This window comes from Enterococcus sp. BSD2780061688st2 D3, assembly GCF_005844145.1.
GTDB classification, from domain to species: domain Bacteria; phylum Bacillota; class Bacilli; order Lactobacillales; family Enterococcaceae; genus Enterococcus_B; species Enterococcus_B durans.
In genome coordinates, this window is record NZ_SPHN01000024.1 from 1 (window position 1) to 19,207 (window position 19,207).

Below are 19,207 nucleotides of genomic sequence, written 5' to 3' on the forward strand. Positions count from 1 at the left end.
AATTCACAAAAATTTGAAAAGCAATTTTCGTGAATTTCTTCTTATTTCTCGGAGTTAAACACTTCTGTCCCAACCTCTATCAACGAATGAAAAGGTGCCTTGAAGAAGTTCGCAATATGCGCTACTCCTTCAAGGCACCTCATTTTATTTTACCCTCATTCATTGCTTAGCGATCATTGATAGCTGTTGCCGCAAATTGTTCGATCAGTGGGATCAAAGTCAATTTCACTTTATATTTACGTTCTAACGCTTTTTCGATCGTAAACTCGTTTTCAGCTGTCATAGATATCTCAGCTAGTTTGCGAGGTTCATCCGCTGCTTTTTCATAAATCACTACGGATTGCTCTGTTTTTTCTGTATAGAATTTTGGATACTCAGCTACTTCACTTGAAAAATCAGCAAAAGTCAAAGCGGTAGTGTTCGTTGAGCGTTCTTTTTCAGTTGATTCCGCTGTTGGTTTGTCTTCTGCTGCTTTCACTGGTTCTTCCATTTTTGCTGTGTTCGTTTCTTCTACAGTCGTATCGCTTACTAGTGTAGAAACGGTTTGAGCAGTTGGCTCATCATTTTTAAGACGTTGATCGTTCCAGTAAGAAACGATTTCGATCAATAAGTTGTCGCGGAAGCGATCAAAAATATCCTTTTCACCTGAACGAATACGTTTTAACACAGTAGTAAAATTATCATCGATAGGTACATTGATACGTGTATCTTCGTTTGATTGTCCTGCTAACCCAATAGTCAATATTTGTCGATTTTTAGGATCAAGCATCACTTGTAATGGTAGTCCGTAACGTCGTAAGCTTTCCTCTTCCAAAGAATGGAACAATTGACTTCTGATACCGTCTAAAGAAGGACGGAATTGATTGAGTAATTTTTGCTTTTGTTTTTTCTTCATATGTTCTCTCCTTCGCTCATACCTTTACGATTATAAGAAAAAAAAAGACAAATGAAAAGGATTATACCAAAAAAACTTAGATATATACGCAAAATCATTAAAAATGAGCCGTTTTCCAACTATTTTTTAAGAAAAAAGAACCTAAGGCATTTATCTGCCTCGGCTCTCTGATTGGACAGGTGTCAAACAACGCTTCCTCATTCATATAACAGTTCAAAGAGGTCAAGACAAAAGTCGTTTAGGTTTGAGAAATTGGAGAAAAAAACGAACAATACGTTTTCTGTATTGCTCGTTTTTTTGAAATTTCCGAAAACCCGACTTTTGGACTTTCGTTTATTCGAGAGAGGCTGGGACAGAAGTGTTTAACTCCGATAAATAAGAAGAAATTCACGAAAATTGCTTTTCAAATTTTTGTGAATTTCAGCTTATTTCCGAAGGAGTTGCTTTTTGCTCCCGCCGTTTATTCGAGAGTCTGTAACAAAACTTATTTTTAGATTTATCCCACATTCCCCATACGAATGCACTGATCAACATCAATCAACACGATTTTTACTAAAAAAAATCAAGAACGGATTTCTAGCAAATAATCACTTGCAAGCTGTTGATTCATGGTATCTGCTTTTCTTAAATATGCCGCAACTTGTTCGATTTCATCCCCAGTTGCACCAACAGTAATGGCTAATGCTCGTGCTTGTAAGGACATATGCCCCTTTTGGATGCCTTCTGTTACTAAAGCTTTCAATGCCGCTAAATTCTGAGCTAAGCCCACAGCCGCAATTACTTGTGCCAATTCTTTTGCAGAAGAGACATCAAGTATTTCAAGTGCAAGTTTCGCTTTAGGTAAAATCTTTGAAGCGCCTCCTACGGTCGCAACAGCTAAAGGTACAGTCAGTTTACCCACTAACTGTCCATCAACTATCTTCCAATCTGTCAATCCTTGGTAAAAGCCATTTCTTGAAGCATATGCATGAATAGCTGCGGATGCCGCTCTGGTATCATTACCAGTTGCTAGAATAACCGCTTCGATCCCATTCATGATACCTTTATTATGTGTTGCTGCCCGATAAACATCTAGCTTTGCATATTCCGCTGCCTGTTGGATCTTTTCGGCAACTTGTCTTCCAGCTTCTTTGCTTTTACCTAAATATTCAAAAGGAATCGTGCAACATGCTGTCGCAAGAGATTCGGTTGCTAAGTTACTCAAAATACTGAATAAAATCTCTTCATCTGGGAACCAGCTTCTCAATTGGCTGGCGACTCCTTCTAAAATCGCATTGACGATATTCGCCCCCATGGCATCTTTGACATCGATCAAGAAATCGATTGATACATAGGCATGGTCACTTCCCATGAATTCTCTCGTAGAAATATCTCTCACTCCGCCACCGCGTTTAACAATGGAAGGATAGCTATTGTTTGCACACAAAAACAGTTCATCTTTTCGTGTGTCTATTGCTTCGATGATTGCCTGATATTCAGACTTACCTGTCAACACGATCTGGCCTCTCATCAGTCTTTGTGGCGTTTTTGCAGTGATATTCCCACAAATTTTCGCTCCATTGCTAGCTGCTGCTATAACAGACGGTTCTTCGGTTGCCATGGGAACCCATTTTTTTTCACCATTGATCTGAAAATTTTGGGCAACGCCCATAGGAATCTCCACTTGGCTTATTTGATTCTCAATCAAATGGTTCGCAATGTCGTCAGACAAGCGTTCATTTTTTAGTTGATCCGCACTTTTTTCAGCAATCACGCCTCCGCGAACTAACTGACTTCTACGTTCTTCTGGTGTCAGCTGATAGAACTTTTTTTTTTCGTCGAATGATCCTGCTTTTTCTTGATTTGCCTCAAGTAAGACTGCTAGTCCCAGACCTCCACCGATACATAAAGAAGCGACGCCGTATTTTTGCTTATTTCTCTGCAATCCATAACTCAATGTCGTCAGGATTCTTGCACCACTAGCGCCAATCGGGTGTCCTAAAGCAATAGCTCCACCATCACTATTTACTTTTTCTGGATCAAGTTGAAGTTCACGATTAACAACGATGGACGAGGCAGCAAATGCTTCATTGATCTCAAATCGATCAATCGCATCTAATGAAACATCTGTCTTTTCTAACAGTGAATTGATCGCATTGATCGGTGCGATTCCCATGATACTAGGATCGATACCGATTTCCGCCACACCTTTGATCGTTGCTAGATACGGAAGATCATTTTTTAGTGCATACTCTTTTGAAGCTAGGATCATTACTGACGCACCATCATTCAATGGAGAAGCATTTCCAGCTGTGACCGTTCCATTTTCTGAGAATACCGTTTTTAATGTTCCTAGTTTTTCTAATGAACTATTACCACGTATCGCCTCATCATTTTCCAACAATGTTCCATCCGTTAGTGGAACAGGTATGATTTCTTCTTTGAATACATTATTTTCCGTTGCCTTGGCTGCTTTTAATTGTGAGTCTAATGCATATTGGTCTTGCTCTTTTCTCGTCACTCCGAACTGTTCTGCTACATTCTCAGCAGTTAACCCCATATGCGTGTTTGAAAAAGTATCAGTCAAACCATCGTTGACCATGCTTGAAATTGGTCCATTATACGAAGTGGTTTCAGAATCAAATTGTTGTAGTAAAGGCGCCCGGGTCATACTCTCTGTTCCCCCAGCTATTACTAGATCTGCCTCACCTAATTGAATCAGCTGACGCGCTAAAATCACTGCTTTCATCCCTGAACCACAGACTTCATTGATAGTCATTGCAGGAACATCTACAGGAATATCACTATTGATCGAGATTTGACGGGCAACATTTTGGCCATTTCCCGCTTGTAAGACATTTCCAAAAATCACTTGGTTGATCTCATCTTTTTTGATACTTGCTTTTTCTAGCAATTTTTTAGTAACCATTGTCCCTAATTCAACTGCAGAAAAACTGCTCAAACTACCTTTATATTTACCAATTGGCGTTCTTGCAGCATCTATAATTACGACTTCCTTCAAGTAAGCCACCTCCTACAAAAATATACCATTGTTTTCGCCAAAAACAAATAGTACATTACTTCTTCAAAATAAACGAGAAACAAATTTTAACAATCCTTAAATATTCGCTTTTTTGTATTTCTTTTAATCATTTTATGATACTTTAGTAAAGTAAGTTTTTTTATCACAAATAAAGAGGTGTTGAAATGAAAATAGGGATCGATCGTCTTTCCTTTTTTATTCCAAATTTATATTTAGATATGACAGAATTAGCCAACCATCGTGGGGATGATCCTGCTAAATACCATATCGGTATCGGTCAAGATCAGATGGCTCTTAACCGCGTTTCAGAAGATATCATCACGTTAGGTGCAAATGCTGCCAGCAGGATCGTGACGGAACAAGACCGCGAACTCATCGATATGGTGATCGTTGGAACAGAATCAGGTATCGATCACTCGAAAGCAAGTGCTGTGATCATCCACCATTTGCTTAAAGTCCAACCTTTTGCTCGTTCCTTTGAAGTCAAGGAAGCTTGTTACGGCGGAACGGCAGCCTTGCATATGGCAAAAGAATATGTGAAAAATCATCAAGATCGTAAAGTTTTGGTCATTGCTAGTGATATGGCTCGTTATGGTTTGGCAAGTGGCGGCGAAGTCACACAAGGCGTTGGTGCTGTCGCAATGATGGTCACTGCTGATCCGAGAATCATTACAATCGAAGATGATAGTACCTTTTTGACAGAAGATATCTACGATTTTTGGCGCCCAGATTATAGTGAATTTCCTATAGTAGACGGACCATTATCAAATTCAACTTATATTGAATCATTCCAAAAAGTCTGGAATCATCATAAAGAACTCACTGGTCTTAAACTAGAAGATTATGACGCATTGAGCTTCCATATCCCTTATACAAAAATGGGGAAAAAAGCGTTACAAAGTGTATTAGATCAGACAGATAAAGAAAATCAAACGCGTTTGTTAGAACGTTATGAAGAAAGTATTCGATATAGCCGCCGTGTCGGCAACTTATATACTGGCTCACTCTATCTAGGTTTGATTTCTCTTTTGGAAAATTCTCAAACTTTATCATCTGGTGATCGTATTGGCCTATTCAGTTATGGTTCTGGCGCAGTCAGTGAATTCTTTACGGGCTATCTAGTCGAAGGCTACCAAGAATTCCTAATGACCGAGAATCACCAAGAAATGCTAGATGCAAGAAAACAAGTCACTGTTGCTGAATACGAAGCGATCTTTAGCGAAAAATTACCAGAAAATGGCGAATCTGCAGAATATACTTCTGATGTACCTTTTTCAATCTATAAAGTAGAAAATGATATCCGCTATTACAAACAGTAATACGCAAAACTTGGCTTTTATCAATTAAAGCAGTGAGCTGTATATAAGCAACAAAAGATTCTAAAATAAATGACGACGATCAGCCGGAGAAACCAAAATAATATTCTTTATTTTGAGTTCCTTCGGCTGATCGTTTATTTACATAGTGGGGGTAACATCCCCAATTTTTACGTATCCAGTACTACTTTTGCTTTTGCCCTCTCAATTTACTTTCTATTGGATCAGCAACAAGCGGTAGGTCAAACGGGTTGTACTGATTTGTTCATCTTGGAGAAAATGTTGGTCAAGAAAATCAGTCAATCGTTGGTCTTCTTTATACTCTTCATAGTAATCCTCCATCAATGAACGAGTGATTTCTTCTTTGAGAACATACGTGAAATCCTGTTTTTGATAGGAATAATCATTTTGTGTTAAAAATGTTTCAAAAAGATCCATTAAATCTGGAGACACCGTCGGATCTGCTTCATAAATCCCTAATCTTTCTTCTAAAGGAATAAAAAGATCATCCCTTGAGTGGACGACTCGGAGGATTACACAAGCCTGATTCATTTTTTTCAGCATTTTTTCTAATTTTTTTGTATTATCCAATGCTGGATTTGCAGCAGTAAAAATCACTTCAGCACTTTCTTTATTTCCTAAAAAATCTTCGAAAGACTGCTTCATCATTTGGACATTTTTCACACCTAGCTTATTTGCTTCTTGTTGGGCAAAGCGCAACATTTCGGTTGAAAAATCAAGCAATTTGTAACTTCCTACTTCTTTCGCCATAGGTAAATAGCGCCCAGCACCACCTGCTACATCTATCAGGTCAGATGCAGGTAATACTTTCTTACTTTTTAAAAAGACGATCACATCTTCTACGATCGTCGTGCGTGATTCCAGTTGGTTTTGATAATACTCGGGGGCAAATTCATCCCAATCTAATTCATCCATGGTTGATTCTCCTATTTGATTTTTCACTTTTCGGAATAAATAATGTAACTTAGTAAATTTCATTCTTATGTTGAGATTCTACCACATTGATCTATTTTTCAAAAAGATATTCAAAAAAATTGGCGTTTCATCTGATTTTCTTTACTTGCTACTTCACTTATCCAGATGTTATTTTCTTGAATATGTTTTTATGGTAGACTGTTTCTTATTAAGAGTTGCACAAAGATACAAATGGATTTTTGTGCTTTCTAAACAATTACAAGTCAATAGAATGAAGAAAACTATTTATTTTGAAGGAGTATCTTAATGAAAAAATTTACTTTGTTGTTTGTTTTCTTTGGTTTATTCTCTTTAAGCGGGTGTGCTACCTCTCATGATGAAAGTAAAAATCAAACGAAAAACACAACCTCTTATGAGAATCACTCATCGACCAGTCACACTGACTCTGGTAGTTCACCTATTGAGTCCACCACCAGCAGTATTTCCACTTCTACTACAGATAATACAGAAACTAAAAATTCTACAATAATTTCTACAAATCAATCTCTCACCACCTATACGGATGACCAAATCGAGTATGCTCGGATCTGGTTACAACTTGGCGCAAATCAAGAAATCGATACATTGTATATTCAAAGAATCCCTGCTGGCACATCCATTGTTCCTTCTATCTCCAATAGTGCTGTTTTCCCAGAAGATGTGATTCAATTATCTGGTGGACGTAAGATCGATGGCTCTGTCACATATGGCAGTAATCATAATGGCACGATCAATCTCTATGATGTACCCACCAATCTCTATTGGGAATTTACATCAGCTGGAACTCCAGAAGCAACACTTCAAGACGAATCTCAAAAAGTTCTTACTACCCAGTTAGTATCAGTGGATACTGGGGATACTTCCCAAGTCATAAAACTAATTAACCTGGAAAAATACACTGGTGACATTGATTTATCAAGAATAAAGAATAAGTAAAATTTTTTTTCAAAAAATTTAGCGATGTGACAAATCTGACCGGAGTATTGAAAAGCACCTACACATTTCAATACTCCGGTCAGTTTTATCTTGAAGACGTCAAAATTATTTTTCATTGGCTAGTGTCTTTGCCGATATGCTTCTTTTTTGAAAAAAAGAATAATCGTGCCAACTAGTATAATGATTCTTAAACAACATTTTCCCCAATCAAATGTAGTCACGCTAACATCCATTACGTCCTTATAATATAATAGTGTGAATAGTATTAGACAAACAGATATTAAAATCTTTATGTAGTCCCTGTTAAAAAAAACACTAATGATGGTTTGAATACTTGAAACAATAAAAAATGTTGGAATAAAAAAGACACTTACTCCCATAGTAAGGAAAAAGAGATCTATAGATGATCTAAAATGATTGGTAACAATTGAAAAGAAGTAAGGATTATTCCAATAAATTATCCCCAAAATCCAAAAAATATATTTGATTTTTGGATTTATAAGTAGAAAATAAATCAACGTTAATGCAACTGCAATGACTATTGCTAATATCGACATGTCAAGTATTCCCTTCTAAAGGTCTATTAGAAGTACATTTTAACAATAAATCGAAAACCATAACTATACATAGCTGTAGTCTTATGTAAATTATAAACTACTAATTTTCAGCAGTTGCTAAATAAATACTTCTGTTTTTAAAACTCTGTATTGCTCCTATTTGACTACTATCTTCCTCCACTTTTCCATCAGAATTTTTATCTATTCTCTTTTACTCTTTCTTGATATTTATCTAATATTTTTTAGGCGCTACAATCATCCCATTTTTTCCTTCAAAGCTCTGTTTACTCTATCAAAACAATCAATAAAGCCGACTGATTTATTTGATACTGTTCATTTTTTCTAACTCTGTATATTCGCTTATTTATCATTTGTCTAGGTAATGATTTTAAATTTTTGTAAATTCCGACTTACGATGGAGTTGCTTCCTCCATTTATTCATGAAAAGAGCGTGAGATAAAAGTATCGCTTTTATCTCACGCTCTTTTCTTATGACCTTTTCGTTTGATCTGCTAGAGAGCCGCAGCGCTCTCTAGTGCCATCACACCAGATAAATGGTCAGAGAGACAAACACTTTCTGGCTTGTTTTCCAACCAATCACGGTACGCTAAGAGATACTCTCCTCGTTTCCCATGTTCGGCTAAAATCTGACAACTTGATTCAATGAATGAACGGATAAATTCTGCATGTGTTTCTTTGTAAAGCAGTTGCAAGTAGCGGTACTCGATACCTTTGAATAATCCGATATCTCCACCATCTCCTTCGTCATTGAATACCCCTTTTTCAACAAGGACATCAATAGAGGTTTGTGCACATTGCAGTGCTTCTTCCAAATAGCGAGTATCTTTTGTAACATGATAAAATTCGATCAATGCGCCAATATAGACACCTTGATTATACGTGAACTTCCATTGGTAATCGATTTTCCCATCGCCGTTACGATTGACCCCATCCTCTACAAACTTAGAATCCTCTTGTACTAATGTCTTTTTCATCCAAGCGAGTGTTTTTTTACTCATTTCTAAATAGATAGGATTTTCTTCGATTTGATACAAGCGTAAGGCCAAAATCATGATTGGGCCATTTACAGGTGTGTTCTTGTAGTCAAGTTGTGTTCTTTTCCACGCAAAACCGCCATCCATTTGGTCATTCCAAGCGGTGTCGAATATATCTAAACAAACTTCGCGTGCATCAGCCAAATACATTTGTTTATTGGTCTGTTGGTACAGGCGTAAGGCTGCTAAAGCATTCCAAAGCATATCATCATAATATTCATGTAGTAATGTGCCGTTATTTCTTTCTTTATTATAACGATAAGTTTCTTCGGCTAATCGCAGATATTCTTCATTTTTTGTACGTAGATATGCATCGATGCGTACGTCGATCAGATGGGCCATCCACCAGTAATGGAAAGTTTCGTTTTGTGCTTGGTCTGTTAATGGATACACGTTGTTCAACCACTGTTTTTTATCTTTTGACAGATAAAAATAATCAATACTATTTTGTGCTTGTTCCGCTAATTGTTCAAATTTAGTCATTCGTCGATCCTTCTTTCAAAATTTTATCGCCTTGTTTTTGCGCATTTTCTAAGGCTTCTTGAGGTGTTTCTTTTTCTGCTAGCATATTTTCCAATTGTGGATTAACAGCCAGTTTCTCAAGATCAGAATACCCTGCAACTGTCGGACGGATTTTGGCAAAATCCATTGTTTCCACAAATGCTTTGTATTTATCATTCTCAAGGAAATAGCTATCTTGCGCTGCGGCTTTGTTTGCAGGAAGCCAGTTTGATATCTTGGCAAATTCGATACCCACTTCTGGATTCGTTGTCCACCATTTGATGAAATCCCAAGCGGCGTCTTTATTTTTAGCAGTTTTCGGGATGACTAGACCAAATCCGCCAGTCAATGCGCCTTTATCGCCATTGGGACCTGTAACAGGAGGAACAACTCCGTAATCTAATCCATCGACTTTGTTGTAATCTGAAAGTGCCCATGGTCCGTTGTATGTCATTGCGACTTTCCCCGCAGCAAAAGCATCCGTTCCATCATTGAATCCCTGTTGATAGACTTTTTTCTCATTCAATAACTGATTCCAAAAATCAGCGACTTCTAAACCAGCTTTAGAGTTGAAAGCTGTCTTTTTCCCATCCTCAGAAAGCATCGTACCGCCAGCTTGTTGCAACCACATATTGAATAGTCCTACATCGTCCAACGAGAAACCAGCTTGAACAAGTTGATTTCCGTCCCACTTCGTTGTTTTTTCAGCAACATTCAACAATTCTGCCCACGTTTTTGGCGGTGTAACTCCTGCTTCTTTCAGTAGTTTCTTATTGTAGAAAAGTGAGCGGTTGTCCACTAATAATGGTATGCCATATTGTTTCCCATCGTAGGACATCTCTTTTACTGTTTCTTCATAAAATTCATTTAAATCAACTTTATCTTTCTTGATCAACTCATCTAAATCCATTAAAGCATTTTTTTGGGCATACATTCCCGTATTGACACGATCCCATAAGATCACGTCAGGAATTTCTCCGCCAGCCATACCTGTCAGAAGCTTTTCTTCTACGTTATCTTGGACTTTATAAGTAACCTTATAAGAATCTTGACTCTTATTGTATTTCTCGATCAATTGATTCAATTGATCGACTTGCGAACCGCTCCAAGATCCCCAAAAAGTGATGTTTTGTTTCCCATCACTTGCCCCACCAGACTGTGTCTCCTTTTTACCACAAGCACCAAGTAATACAAGTAAACCAATGATCATCAGGCTCTTAAAAAATTTTTTCATTTTTCTACTCCTTTTATTTTATTCCTGCCTCTGCTAATCCTTGAACATAATTTCTTTGGACCATTATGAATAGTACTAGGACTGGTAAAGTAGCTAAGATCGTCCCTGCCATCAATGGCCCGTAGTTTGTACTGTAATTGTACTGAAACGCAGCCAGCCCCACCTGAACCGTTTTCATTTCATCCGAATTCAAAACGATCAGAGGCCACATAAATGCATTCCAACCAGATTGAAAGGTCATGATGCCCAATGTTGTTAACGCCGGTTTTGCCAACGGGAAATAAACTTTCATAAATATCTTGAACTCACTAGCCCCGTCAATTCTGGCACTTTCGCCTAATTCATGGGGTAACTGTTCAAAAAACTGTTTCATGAAAAAGATGGAGAATGCGCCTGCTGCACCAGGAAGTAAAATCGCCCAATAGGAATTGATCAATCCTAGCCCGCCTGAACCGGTGAGATCATTCCCACCCATCAGTGGAAAGCCTCTTAGTACAATAAACGTCGGGATCATCGTGACGATACTCGGGATCATCATGGAAGCTAAAAAAACCAAAAACAGTGCTTTTTTCCCTTTAAATTTCAACTGTCCAAAAGCATAACCTGCTAACGAACCAAAAAAGAGATTCGTTACTACACCCCCTAGCGCTAAGATCAAGGAGTTTTTCAGATAGGTCAAAAATGGCATCGTTGAAAAGACCTCTTTATAATGGTCCAATGTAAACTGCTTCGGAAGAAAATTCATCGTTCCACTTAAAATTTCACTATCCGATTTGAAAGAAGTAGAGATCGTCCATACGAACGGCAATACAGTTGTTAGACTGATAATAATCACTACGACATACCATAAACAGAGGTTCACAGTTTTCTTCTTTAACATCGTTGTTCCTTACCTCCTTCAATTGATTTCTTTGTTCGTCAATTTCATATTCACTAAAGAAAAGACAAAAATAATCAAAAATAGAATAAATGAAAGTGCAGAGGCATAACCCATTTCCAGTCCGCCAAAACCTTTATTGTAAATATAATAAACTAAGGTAATCGTCGAATTTCCAGGACCGCCCTTCGTTAACATATATGCTTGATCAAAAACTTGGAAGGCGCCGATGATCAACTGTGTCGTGACTAAAAAAGTCGTTTTTGATAACTGAGGCCACGTAATGTGTCGGAATTTTTGCCAAGAGCTTGCTCCCTCTATATCGGCGGCTTCATAAAGGGCGGGATTGATTCCTTGAAGTCCAGCCAAGAAAATCATCATATTCCCGCCAAAGGTCATCCAGACACTCATAATGACGATGGCTGTCATCGCCCAATTCGAACTATAGAGCCATGCAGGACCATCAATTCCAATGAGTCGCAACAGCTGATTAAGCAAACCATACTGCGGATTCAATAGCCAATACCAGATCGTTGCAGTCGCTACCGTTGAACACAGTACCGGTAAGTAAAAAAAAGTGCGAAATAGATTCGTGACTTTCACTTTTTTATTTAACAGGATCGCCGTTCCTAAAGCGACTATCAAACCTAAGGGAACATACAAAAATGTGTAGACTAACGTATTTCTTAATGAAACAAAGAAAAATTCATCTTGAAAAATCTTTTGGAAATTAGCGAAACCTATCCAGTTAGCGGGTTCAATGATGTTGTAGTCTGTGAAACTAAAGTATAAAGCCATTAAAATAGGAAAAATACCAAAAATGAGAAGCAAGCTAACTGGTACTAGAATAAATAAATAGGCAATATTTTGTTGTTCATTTATTCCCCTACGTTTCTTTCCTTTGTTCGTTTGTTCCATTTCCCCTCCTCCTTTACATATACTTATAAATCATTTAATATATTAAATATCTTACAAATTAGATTATATATATTAATTTCAATTTGTCAACGCTTTCAATAGTGTTTTTTAAAATAAATTACTTGATTAAAATATATGTTATATTTAATATATATATATAATCAAATAAATGAATGGAGGGATTCTATTGAGCGCACCATTATATCAAATGATCTACACAGATTTAAAAAAACAGATCGAACAAGGGCACTATGAAATAAATGACCTTTTACCTACTGAAAAAGAATTAGCCGCCTTATATAGCGTAAGTACGATTACAGCAAAAAAAGCACTAGATTTATTAAAAGAAGAAGGCTACATCCTCAGAAAACCTCGAAAAGGTTCAGTGATCATCAGTAATCGCAAAAACGAATCAACTTTTGAAAAACTGATCATCGGATTAGTCATCACCAATTTTTCTGATTTTTTTGGTACACAGATTCTCAGAAGTATTTTAAACTACGATGCGGAAAAGCTGAATGTCATTGTTAAAGTCACTTATGGCGATTTAAAAAAAGAAAATGAATATATCCAAGAATTAATCGATTTAGGGATTCAAGGATTGATCCTTCTACCTACATCTTCTGAATATACTTCACCAAAAATCTTAGAGTTGATTGCCCGGGATTTCCCAGTCGTAGTCATCGATCGTCTAATGGACCAACTCCCTGTATGTAGCGTCCAAACAGATAGCTTCTCTGCATCAAAAGAATTGACAAACTATCTATTCGATCAAGGTCATCAGAAAATCGGCTTACTTACCTCGGATAGTCGTGTTTCTACGATTGACGAGCGTGTTGACGGCTTTCTATCTGCTCATGTCGATGCAAACCGAGCAGTCAGTCAAAAGCAGATTTTTTCAGTCATTGATTCAGTTGTCCCCGGTTCTTCAAGAAGTATCACAGAAGATGTCGAACTGATTATTGAGTTTTTACAAAAAAATCCAGAGATCACTGCACTATTCACTACAGAATACAACATTGCTTTATTAGCCAAAAGCGCAATCGAACAACAAAACAAAGCTGTTCCAAATGATTATTCTATCGTGTGTTTCGATCACCCAACGATCAATTTATTCGATTTGAACGCTTTTACCTTCACACATATCGAACAGGACCAAACTTCTATTGGCCATGAAGCAATGATCTTATTACTAAGGAAAATCAAAGATCCTACGCTGATTGAAAAAGTAAATCTTGGCTATCAACTCATCGAAGGTGATTCAGTTTCCTCTCTTTGATTACAAAAAAAACGCTCGAAACATTGCTGTTTCAAGCGTTTTTTTGGTTTTATTTATTCTTTTGTACGTGGACAAGGATCATTTTTGTGATTTCCATCAAAATAACCGTCACTAAGGCAATTCCGATACATGTAAAGACTTCAGTTAAGCCAAAAGCAGCTGGAATTGAGAAGACTTGTTTTAACCCAGGAATCATGGTCAAGCAGTATAATGCACTACATACGACAACAGCTAACAAGACACTTCGATTTGAGAAGAATCCAGCTTGGATCGCTGTTTGTGTATTGGAACGTGCTGGAAATGTTTGTAACGTCCGGCACCAGATCAATGTAGAGAAGGACATTGCTACACCAAATTCTGGTGAGTGTTGCATCCCTAACCATTGAGCAAAAATAACTGCGATCCCGATCAATACACCACGGTAAGTTACTGAGATCAACGTTTTATCCGTAAAAATACCGGAATTTGGATCTCTTGGTGGTCTACCCATCGTTGCTGGTTCCGCTTTTTCCGTTCCTAAAGCAATAGCAGGAAGAGAGTCGTTCACTAAGTTGATAAATAGTAATTGTAATGCAGTAAATGGATTTGACCAATCAGCAACTAAAGCAAAAATAATCGCAATGATTGCACCCAAGTTACCTGAAAATAGGTAAGAAATGGCCTTCTTGATGTTATCGAAGACATTTCGTCCTACTTCAACGGCACTGACGATCGATGCAAAGTTGTCATCAGTCAAGACCATTGCAGCAGCATCTTTCGCAACATCCGTACCTGTTCCCATTGCAATACCGATATCTGCTTGTTTCAAGGCTGGTGCATCATTGACACCATCACCGGTCATCGCTGAAATATGGCCTTTATTTTGCCATGCTCGTACGATCCTAATTTTGTTTTCTGGTGAAACACGCGCATATACGGTCACTTTTTCTAGTACTTCGTTCAGTTGGTCTTCTGTCAGATCATCTAATTCTGTACCAGTCAACGCTTGATCGCCTTCTTCAAAAATGCCGATTTCTTTGGCGATTGCTACAGCAGTCGTCTTATGGTCACCTGTGATCATGATCGTCTTGATACCAGCACTTCTTGCTTCTTTGACGGCTTGTGTCACTTCTTCTCTTGGCGGATCAATCATTGCAAGCAATCCAACTAAGATCAAGTCATTTTCATCTTCAAATGAAAGTTCTGTGCTTTCAATTGGACGATACGCAAAAGCTAAAACACGTAACGCACGATTTGAAAAAGCTTCATTTTGTTCTTTGAATTTTGTCATCAGTTCTTCTGTCATTGGCACAACTTCTCCATTGACCAACGCTTTTTTACTACGACCAAAGATGATATCCGGTCCACCCTTGACGAACAAATATTGGCCATTGTTGATGTTATGTGCCGTTGACATCAATTTACGGTCAGAATCAAATGGTAATTCTGCTTGTCTTGGATAGGTATTTCGGATTTCTTGATAAGGCTGGTTCAACTTTTCACTGAAATCAATGAATGCCACTTCTGTTGGATCGCCTAGTTTTGTACCATCTTCACTGATCGAAGCATCATTTGCTAAGACACTGATCTCAATCAAACGGCGTTCATCATCAGACCATTTGGCTGGATCATTCGTGAAGTCTCCCGTAGCGCCATTTGCCAAATAATAATCAACCACTGTCATTTTATTTTGAGTCAACGTACCAGTCTTATCGGTACAAATGATACTTGTTGATCCAAGTGTTTCAACCGCAGGTAACTTACGAATGATCGCATGACGTTTTGCCATTTTATTTGTTCCTAAAGACAAAACGATTGTTACGATCGATTGCAATGCCTCTGGAATAGCCGCTACGGCAACAGCAACTGCGAACATGACTGCACTAACGATATCTGCAGTTAGATCCCCTGTTCCCTCACCTAAATAGATACGGAACAATTGGATACCTAAAATAACTAGTGATAAAGCTAGGATCGCCAAACTTAATTTTTTACTGAATTTGTCTAATCCACGTTGTAGAGGAGTGACTTGTTCCGTTGTTGATTCAAGAAGCCCAGCAACTTCTCCGATTTCTGTATTGTTCCCAGTAGCAGTTACTAAGAATTTCCCGCGGCCATAAGTGATGATCGTTCCACTAAACACCATATTTATACGGTCGCCGATCGGTACTGTTTGCTCAATCGATACAACCTCTTTTTCTGAAGCTGTCGATTCACCAGTAAGCATTCCTTCATCTACTTTTAATGAACCAGCTTCTAACAGCCGCCCATCAGCAGGTACATAATCCCCTGCATCTAATAAGACGATATCCCCAACAACTAACTCATTTGCTGGAATCGTCCGTTCTTTTCCGTCACGGATAACACGCGCATCAGGTGCGGAAAGACTTTTTAATGCTTCTAAAGAGCCTTCTGCTTTTTTTGTTTGGATAACACTGATCACGGAGTTCAACATCAACACGGCAAAAATAACTAAGAATTCGATGTAGTCACCCATGACCATTTGGATCAATGCGACAATCAGCAACACGATGACCATAGCATCTTTGAATGTTTCTAAGAACAATTTCCATGTCGGTTTCTTAGGTGCTTCCTTTAGCTGATTCAATCCATCTCTTTCTAACTTTTCTTTTGCGAGCGTCGTACTCAATCCTTCGGTCGAGCTCTGCGTTTTTTGCATCAGCGAGTCGACTGATTCCTTGTAGACGGCTTGCTGAGCCTGTTCCTTGTTTTCCAAATTTCATCCCCCATTTTGATTTTTAGTTATCGGCAATTGTCCTGACTGAAAAAAAGAGACCTAAGACAAATGCGGATTTGTCTTAGGTCTCACCATTTCATACAATACCAGATAACCATTTGGTTAACTTACTGTTGATATTATCACAACAAATGTTGTCGGTTACTCCCCTAAGGAGATATTCAACTGTACTATTATCCTACCTGAATATATGCCAAAAAGCAACCACTTTAGCTTAGTTTACTGGATATTTTCAACCTTGTTTACAAAAATGGCGTTCTTCATTTGTAGGCTTCTTTTTGTTCTCATGCTATACTATTGTTATTGTAAAAAAGGAGGATTTGACTGTGGGAACAAATATTATTTATGTCCTTTATTTGATCAACGTCATCATTGCTTTAGTTATTATTTTGATCAAACCACGTGATGTTGCTGCTATCTGGGCATGGTTACTTGTACTTTTCGCGCTTCCCGGTATTGGGTTTATACTCTACCTTTTCTTTGGGCGTGGCCTGACAGATAAGAAAAAATTCTATTTAAGACAAAGTGACTTGAAAGAATTAGAAAATTTTCAAGATTTCAAAGGAGACACGATCGATCACTATGATCCATTGATGGAAAATCTGGAACATCAACAATTCGTTGATTTTTTCTCTTCACTCAATCGTATGCCACTGACTCGAAAAAATTCAGTCACTTTATTGACAGATGGACAAGAAAAACTGGACGCTCTATTAAAAGATATCAAAGCGGCCAAACATTCCGTCCATATTGAGTATTATGCCTTTGTAACAGACAATATTGGCCAACAGATCTTGTCGTTACTTGAAGAAAAAGCAACAGAAGAAGTAGAAGTCCGTTTACTGTATGATGCCTTTGGCTCCAACGGAACAAAACCAAAGGACTTCAACAAACTAATTAAAAATGGTGGACACGTTCACACATTTATTACTTCTCAACGTGCATTGCTCCGTTTCCGCCTAAACTATCATGATCACCGCAAAATTGTTGTGATCGATGGAAAAATCGGTTATATCGGTGGTTTCAATATCGCTGATCAATACGTCAACGTAACAAAAAAATTTGGGTATTGGCGTGACACACATCTTCGAATCTATGGAGCTGCAGCATCGCTCTTGCAATTACGCTTTCTAACAGATTGGAATGTTTCAGTTCCTGAACAGAAAAAAGTCGGCTATCATCTTAATTACTTTTTCCAAAAAGAACCAGGGAAAGACTATAAGCATGAAAATACATCTATTCAATTAGTATCAAGCGGTCCGAACAATGAACGTGAGCAGATCAAGTTATCCTTCATCAAACTGATCACTTCAGCGAAAAAACGGATTTGGATCCAAACGCCCTATCTTGTACCTGATGAAAGTGTACTTGCAGCTTTAAAAATTGCAGCTGCCTCAGGTGTCGAAGTCAAGATCATGATCCCAAACAAGCCCGATCATCCCTTCATCTATCGCGCTACTCAATATTATGCTAGACAATTGATCAAAGAGAATGTACAGATCCTAGTGTATGAAAATGGATTTCTACACGCAAAGACACTGATCATGGATGATGAAATCTGTATGGTGGGCTCTGCCAATCAAGATATTCGTAGTTACCGTCTGAACTTTGAAACTAGTGCTGTCATTTACGATGCAGACTTCTTGAACCAATTAGCAGACCAATTTTTGGTTGATGAAGAAAAGTGTACACCGATGACAACTGAAACAGTCAAAGAAATGTCTAAGTGGTTATTGTTCAAACAACAAATTTCACGTTTGTTCTCACCAATTTTATAGTCTGGATAAGTTATTCCCAGTATTTTTCATCTAACACTCTTGGTTCTCATAGATCACGTATCAAAACGATCAGCTGTTCGTAAAAAAAGTTGGCTACTCAAAAAAATAGGAAAGCCTATTTTCAAAGTAGTCAACTTTTTACTATTGGTTTATTTTCATTTTCGACCCAGATATATGTTAGAAATCTGCAGATTCCTTCAATGCTCCAGCTGCCCAATGATTGATTGGTCCATATTTATGCCCTACGTTGATTTCTTCTCGTATCGCAACATTCACATATTCTTTCGCAAAACGAATGGCTTCCTCAACAGATTTTCCTTTAGCTAATTCTGCTGCAATACAAGCAGATAAAGAATCCCCTGTGCCGTTGATACGATCAGTAGGATAAAAAGGTGCACTTAACCAAAATGACTTTCCGGATTCAAGCAAGACATAATCTTTTACGTCTTTTTGGTCTGCATCCTTTAAATGATGCCCTTTGATCATGACATTTTTTGCCCCCATTTGTTGGAGTTCCTTTGCTGCTTGAACGTAATCTTCCTCTTCTGACAATGATCGGCCAGTCAATTTTTCTGCTTCATAAAAATTAGGAGTCAAAACTGTTGCTAAAGGTAAAAGTTTGTCTTTCAAGCTTTGTAAAGCAGATTCCTCTAATAACAGATTGCCATGTTTGGTCACGATCACAGGATCAACGACTAAAGGACCGAAGTCATACTTTTGGTAATTCTCAACAACTGTTTCGATCAATGTAGAATCAGCTAACATCCCTGTTTTTGCTGCTTTTACTTGGTAATCTTCTGCAATCAATGCAAACTCTTTATCAATAAAGTCAGTTGGCAGCGTCACACTTGCGCCAATGCCATATGAGTTTCCTGCCACGCAAGCAGTCATTACAGAGACACCATAAACGCCTCGAGTAAAAAACGTATGCATATCTGCTTGCATCCCGGCACTGCCATCACTATCTGAACCAGCGATGGTCATTACTTGTAAATATTGTTGTTCCATCATGATCATTCCCTTCGTTCTTTTATCTATCATTTTTGATTGATTTTTTCTTTTGCAGTTACTATACCACTACTTTACTCCTACAATCAAATTTATTTGAAAATACTTTGGATTTAGCG

General features: G+C 37.9%; 13 protein-coding genes and 1 pseudogene. 4 read left to right on the forward strand and 10 right to left on the reverse strand.

The window, feature by feature from the left end; all coding sequences use genetic code 11:
* The 3 genes and pseudogenes from FGQ66_RS13550 to FGQ66_RS13560 form a co-directional block, all read right to left on the reverse strand.
* Positions 1 to 73 (reverse strand): annotated as a pseudogene (locus FGQ66_RS13550) (DUF3788 family protein); the annotation flags it as partial.
* 93 nt (positions 74 to 166) lie between these two features.
* Entirely contained in the window at positions 167 to 895 is a 729-nt protein-coding gene (locus FGQ66_RS13555; RefSeq protein ID WP_138302596.1) for a hypothetical protein, read from the reverse strand.
* Positions 896 to 1,457: 562 nt separating this feature from the next.
* Positions 1,458 to 3,896 (reverse strand): hydroxymethylglutaryl-CoA reductase, degradative, encoded by a 2,439-nt coding sequence (locus tag FGQ66_RS13560; RefSeq protein ID WP_138302597.1) that lies wholly within the window; start codon positions 3,894 to 3,896, stop codon positions 1,458 to 1,460.
* Between the two features lie 185 nt (positions 3,897 to 4,081).
* Here FGQ66_RS13560 and FGQ66_RS13565 point away from each other — a divergent pair, with 185 nt between their 5' ends.
* Entirely contained in the window at positions 4,082 to 5,236 is a 1,155-nt protein-coding gene (locus tag FGQ66_RS13565; protein ID WP_138302598.1) for a hydroxymethylglutaryl-CoA synthase, read from the forward strand.
* 213 nt (positions 5,237 to 5,449) lie between these two features.
* Here the strand turns inward: FGQ66_RS13565 and FGQ66_RS13570 are convergent, their stop codons facing one another.
* Positions 5,450 to 6,169 (reverse strand): methyltransferase domain-containing protein, encoded by a 720-nt coding sequence (locus FGQ66_RS13570; RefSeq protein ID WP_138302599.1) that lies wholly within the window; start codon positions 6,167 to 6,169, stop codon positions 5,450 to 5,452.
* 306 nt (positions 6,170 to 6,475) lie between these two features.
* Here FGQ66_RS13570 and FGQ66_RS15490 point away from each other — a divergent pair, with 306 nt between their 5' ends.
* Positions 6,476 to 7,144, forward strand: coding sequence for a YdeJ family lipoprotein (locus FGQ66_RS15490; protein ID WP_230315308.1), 669 nt, complete (start codon positions 6,476 to 6,478; stop codon positions 7,142 to 7,144).
* Between the two features lie 1,069 nt (positions 7,145 to 8,213).
* Here FGQ66_RS15490 and FGQ66_RS13585 read toward each other — a convergent pair.
* The 4 genes from FGQ66_RS13585 to FGQ66_RS13600 are packed head-to-tail and all read right to left on the reverse strand — an operon-like array spanning position 8,214 to position 12,286.
* Complete coding sequence (locus FGQ66_RS13585; protein WP_138302601.1) at positions 8,214 to 9,239, reverse strand: glycoside hydrolase family 76 protein; 1,026 nt, start codon at positions 9,237 to 9,239, stop codon at positions 8,214 to 8,216.
* Positions 9,232 to 10,491, reverse strand: coding sequence for an ABC transporter substrate-binding protein (locus FGQ66_RS13590; protein WP_081134441.1), 1,260 nt, complete (start codon positions 10,489 to 10,491; stop codon positions 9,232 to 9,234). The genes FGQ66_RS13585 and FGQ66_RS13590 overlap by 8 nt, the downstream gene beginning before the upstream one ends.
* 13 nt (positions 10,492 to 10,504) lie before the next feature.
* Positions 10,505 to 11,371 carry a carbohydrate ABC transporter permease gene (locus FGQ66_RS13595; protein WP_005878664.1) on the reverse strand — a complete coding sequence of 289 codons (867 nt, stop codon included), beginning with the start codon at positions 11,369 to 11,371 and terminating at the stop codon, positions 10,505 to 10,507.
* A gap of 18 nt (positions 11,372 to 11,389) precedes the next feature.
* Positions 11,390 to 12,286 carry a carbohydrate ABC transporter permease gene (locus FGQ66_RS13600; RefSeq protein WP_081134442.1) on the reverse strand — a complete coding sequence of 299 codons (897 nt, stop codon included), beginning with the start codon at positions 12,284 to 12,286 and terminating at the stop codon, positions 11,390 to 11,392.
* Between the two features lie 187 nt (positions 12,287 to 12,473).
* Between FGQ66_RS13600 and FGQ66_RS13605 the strand changes: the two genes are divergently transcribed.
* Positions 12,474 to 13,565 carry a GntR family transcriptional regulator gene (locus FGQ66_RS13605; RefSeq protein ID WP_138302602.1) on the forward strand — a complete coding sequence of 364 codons (1,092 nt, stop codon included), beginning with the start codon at positions 12,474 to 12,476 and terminating at the stop codon, positions 13,563 to 13,565.
* A 49-nt stretch (positions 13,566 to 13,614) separates the two neighbouring features.
* Here the strand turns inward: FGQ66_RS13605 and FGQ66_RS13610 are convergent, their stop codons facing one another.
* A complete protein-coding gene (locus FGQ66_RS13610; RefSeq protein ID WP_138302603.1) occupies positions 13,615 to 16,281 on the reverse strand; it encodes a cation-translocating P-type ATPase in 2,667 nt (888 codons plus the stop codon).
* Between the two features lie 347 nt (positions 16,282 to 16,628).
* On the opposite strand from FGQ66_RS13610, the gene cls reads away from it, so the two are divergent.
* On the forward strand, positions 16,629 to 18,080 hold the full coding sequence (gene cls / locus FGQ66_RS13615) for a cardiolipin synthase (RefSeq protein ID WP_138302604.1): 1,452 nt from the start codon (positions 16,629 to 16,631) through the stop codon (positions 18,078 to 18,080).
* A 177-nt stretch (positions 18,081 to 18,257) separates the two neighbouring features.
* On the opposite strand, the gene thiD is transcribed toward cls, so the two are convergent.
* The gene (gene thiD / locus FGQ66_RS13620) at positions 18,258 to 19,088 is read right to left on the reverse strand and encodes a bifunctional hydroxymethylpyrimidine kinase/phosphomethylpyrimidine kinase (protein ID WP_138302608.1); all 831 of its coding nucleotides are present in this window, start codon (positions 19,086 to 19,088) and stop codon (positions 18,258 to 18,260) included.
* Between the last annotated feature and the right edge of the window lie 119 nt (positions 19,089 to 19,207).

Excerpts from the sequence above, each read along its gene's own strand:
- FGQ66_RS13555 (WP_138302596.1), bottom strand. The coding sequence starts at position 895 with ATGAAGAAAAAACAAAAGCAAAAATTACTCAATCAATTCCGTCCTTCT.
- FGQ66_RS13565 (WP_138302598.1), top strand. The coding sequence starts at position 4,082 with ATGAAAATAGGGATCGATCGTCTTTCCTTTTTTATTCCAAATTTATAT.
- FGQ66_RS13570 (WP_138302599.1), bottom strand. The coding sequence starts at position 6,169 with ATGGATGAATTAGATTGGGATGAATTTGCCCCCGAGTATTATCAAAAC.
- FGQ66_RS15490 (WP_230315308.1), top strand. The coding sequence starts at position 6,476 with ATGAAAAAATTTACTTTGTTGTTTGTTTTCTTTGGTTTATTCTCTTTA.
- FGQ66_RS13585 (WP_138302601.1), bottom strand. The coding sequence starts at position 9,239 with ATGACTAAATTTGAACAATTAGCGGAACAAGCACAAAATAGTATTGAT.
- FGQ66_RS13590 (WP_081134441.1), bottom strand. The coding sequence starts at position 10,491 with ATGAAAAAATTTTTTAAGAGCCTGATGATCATTGGTTTACTTGTATTA.
- FGQ66_RS13595 (WP_005878664.1), bottom strand. The coding sequence starts at position 11,371 with ATGTTAAAGAAGAAAACTGTGAACCTCTGTTTATGGTATGTCGTAGTG.
- FGQ66_RS13600 (WP_081134442.1), bottom strand. The coding sequence starts at position 12,286 with ATGGAACAAACGAACAAAGGAAAGAAACGTAGGGGAATAAATGAACAA.
- thiD (WP_138302608.1), bottom strand. The coding sequence starts at position 19,088 with ATGGAACAACAATATTTACAAGTAATGACCATCGCTGGTTCAGATAGT.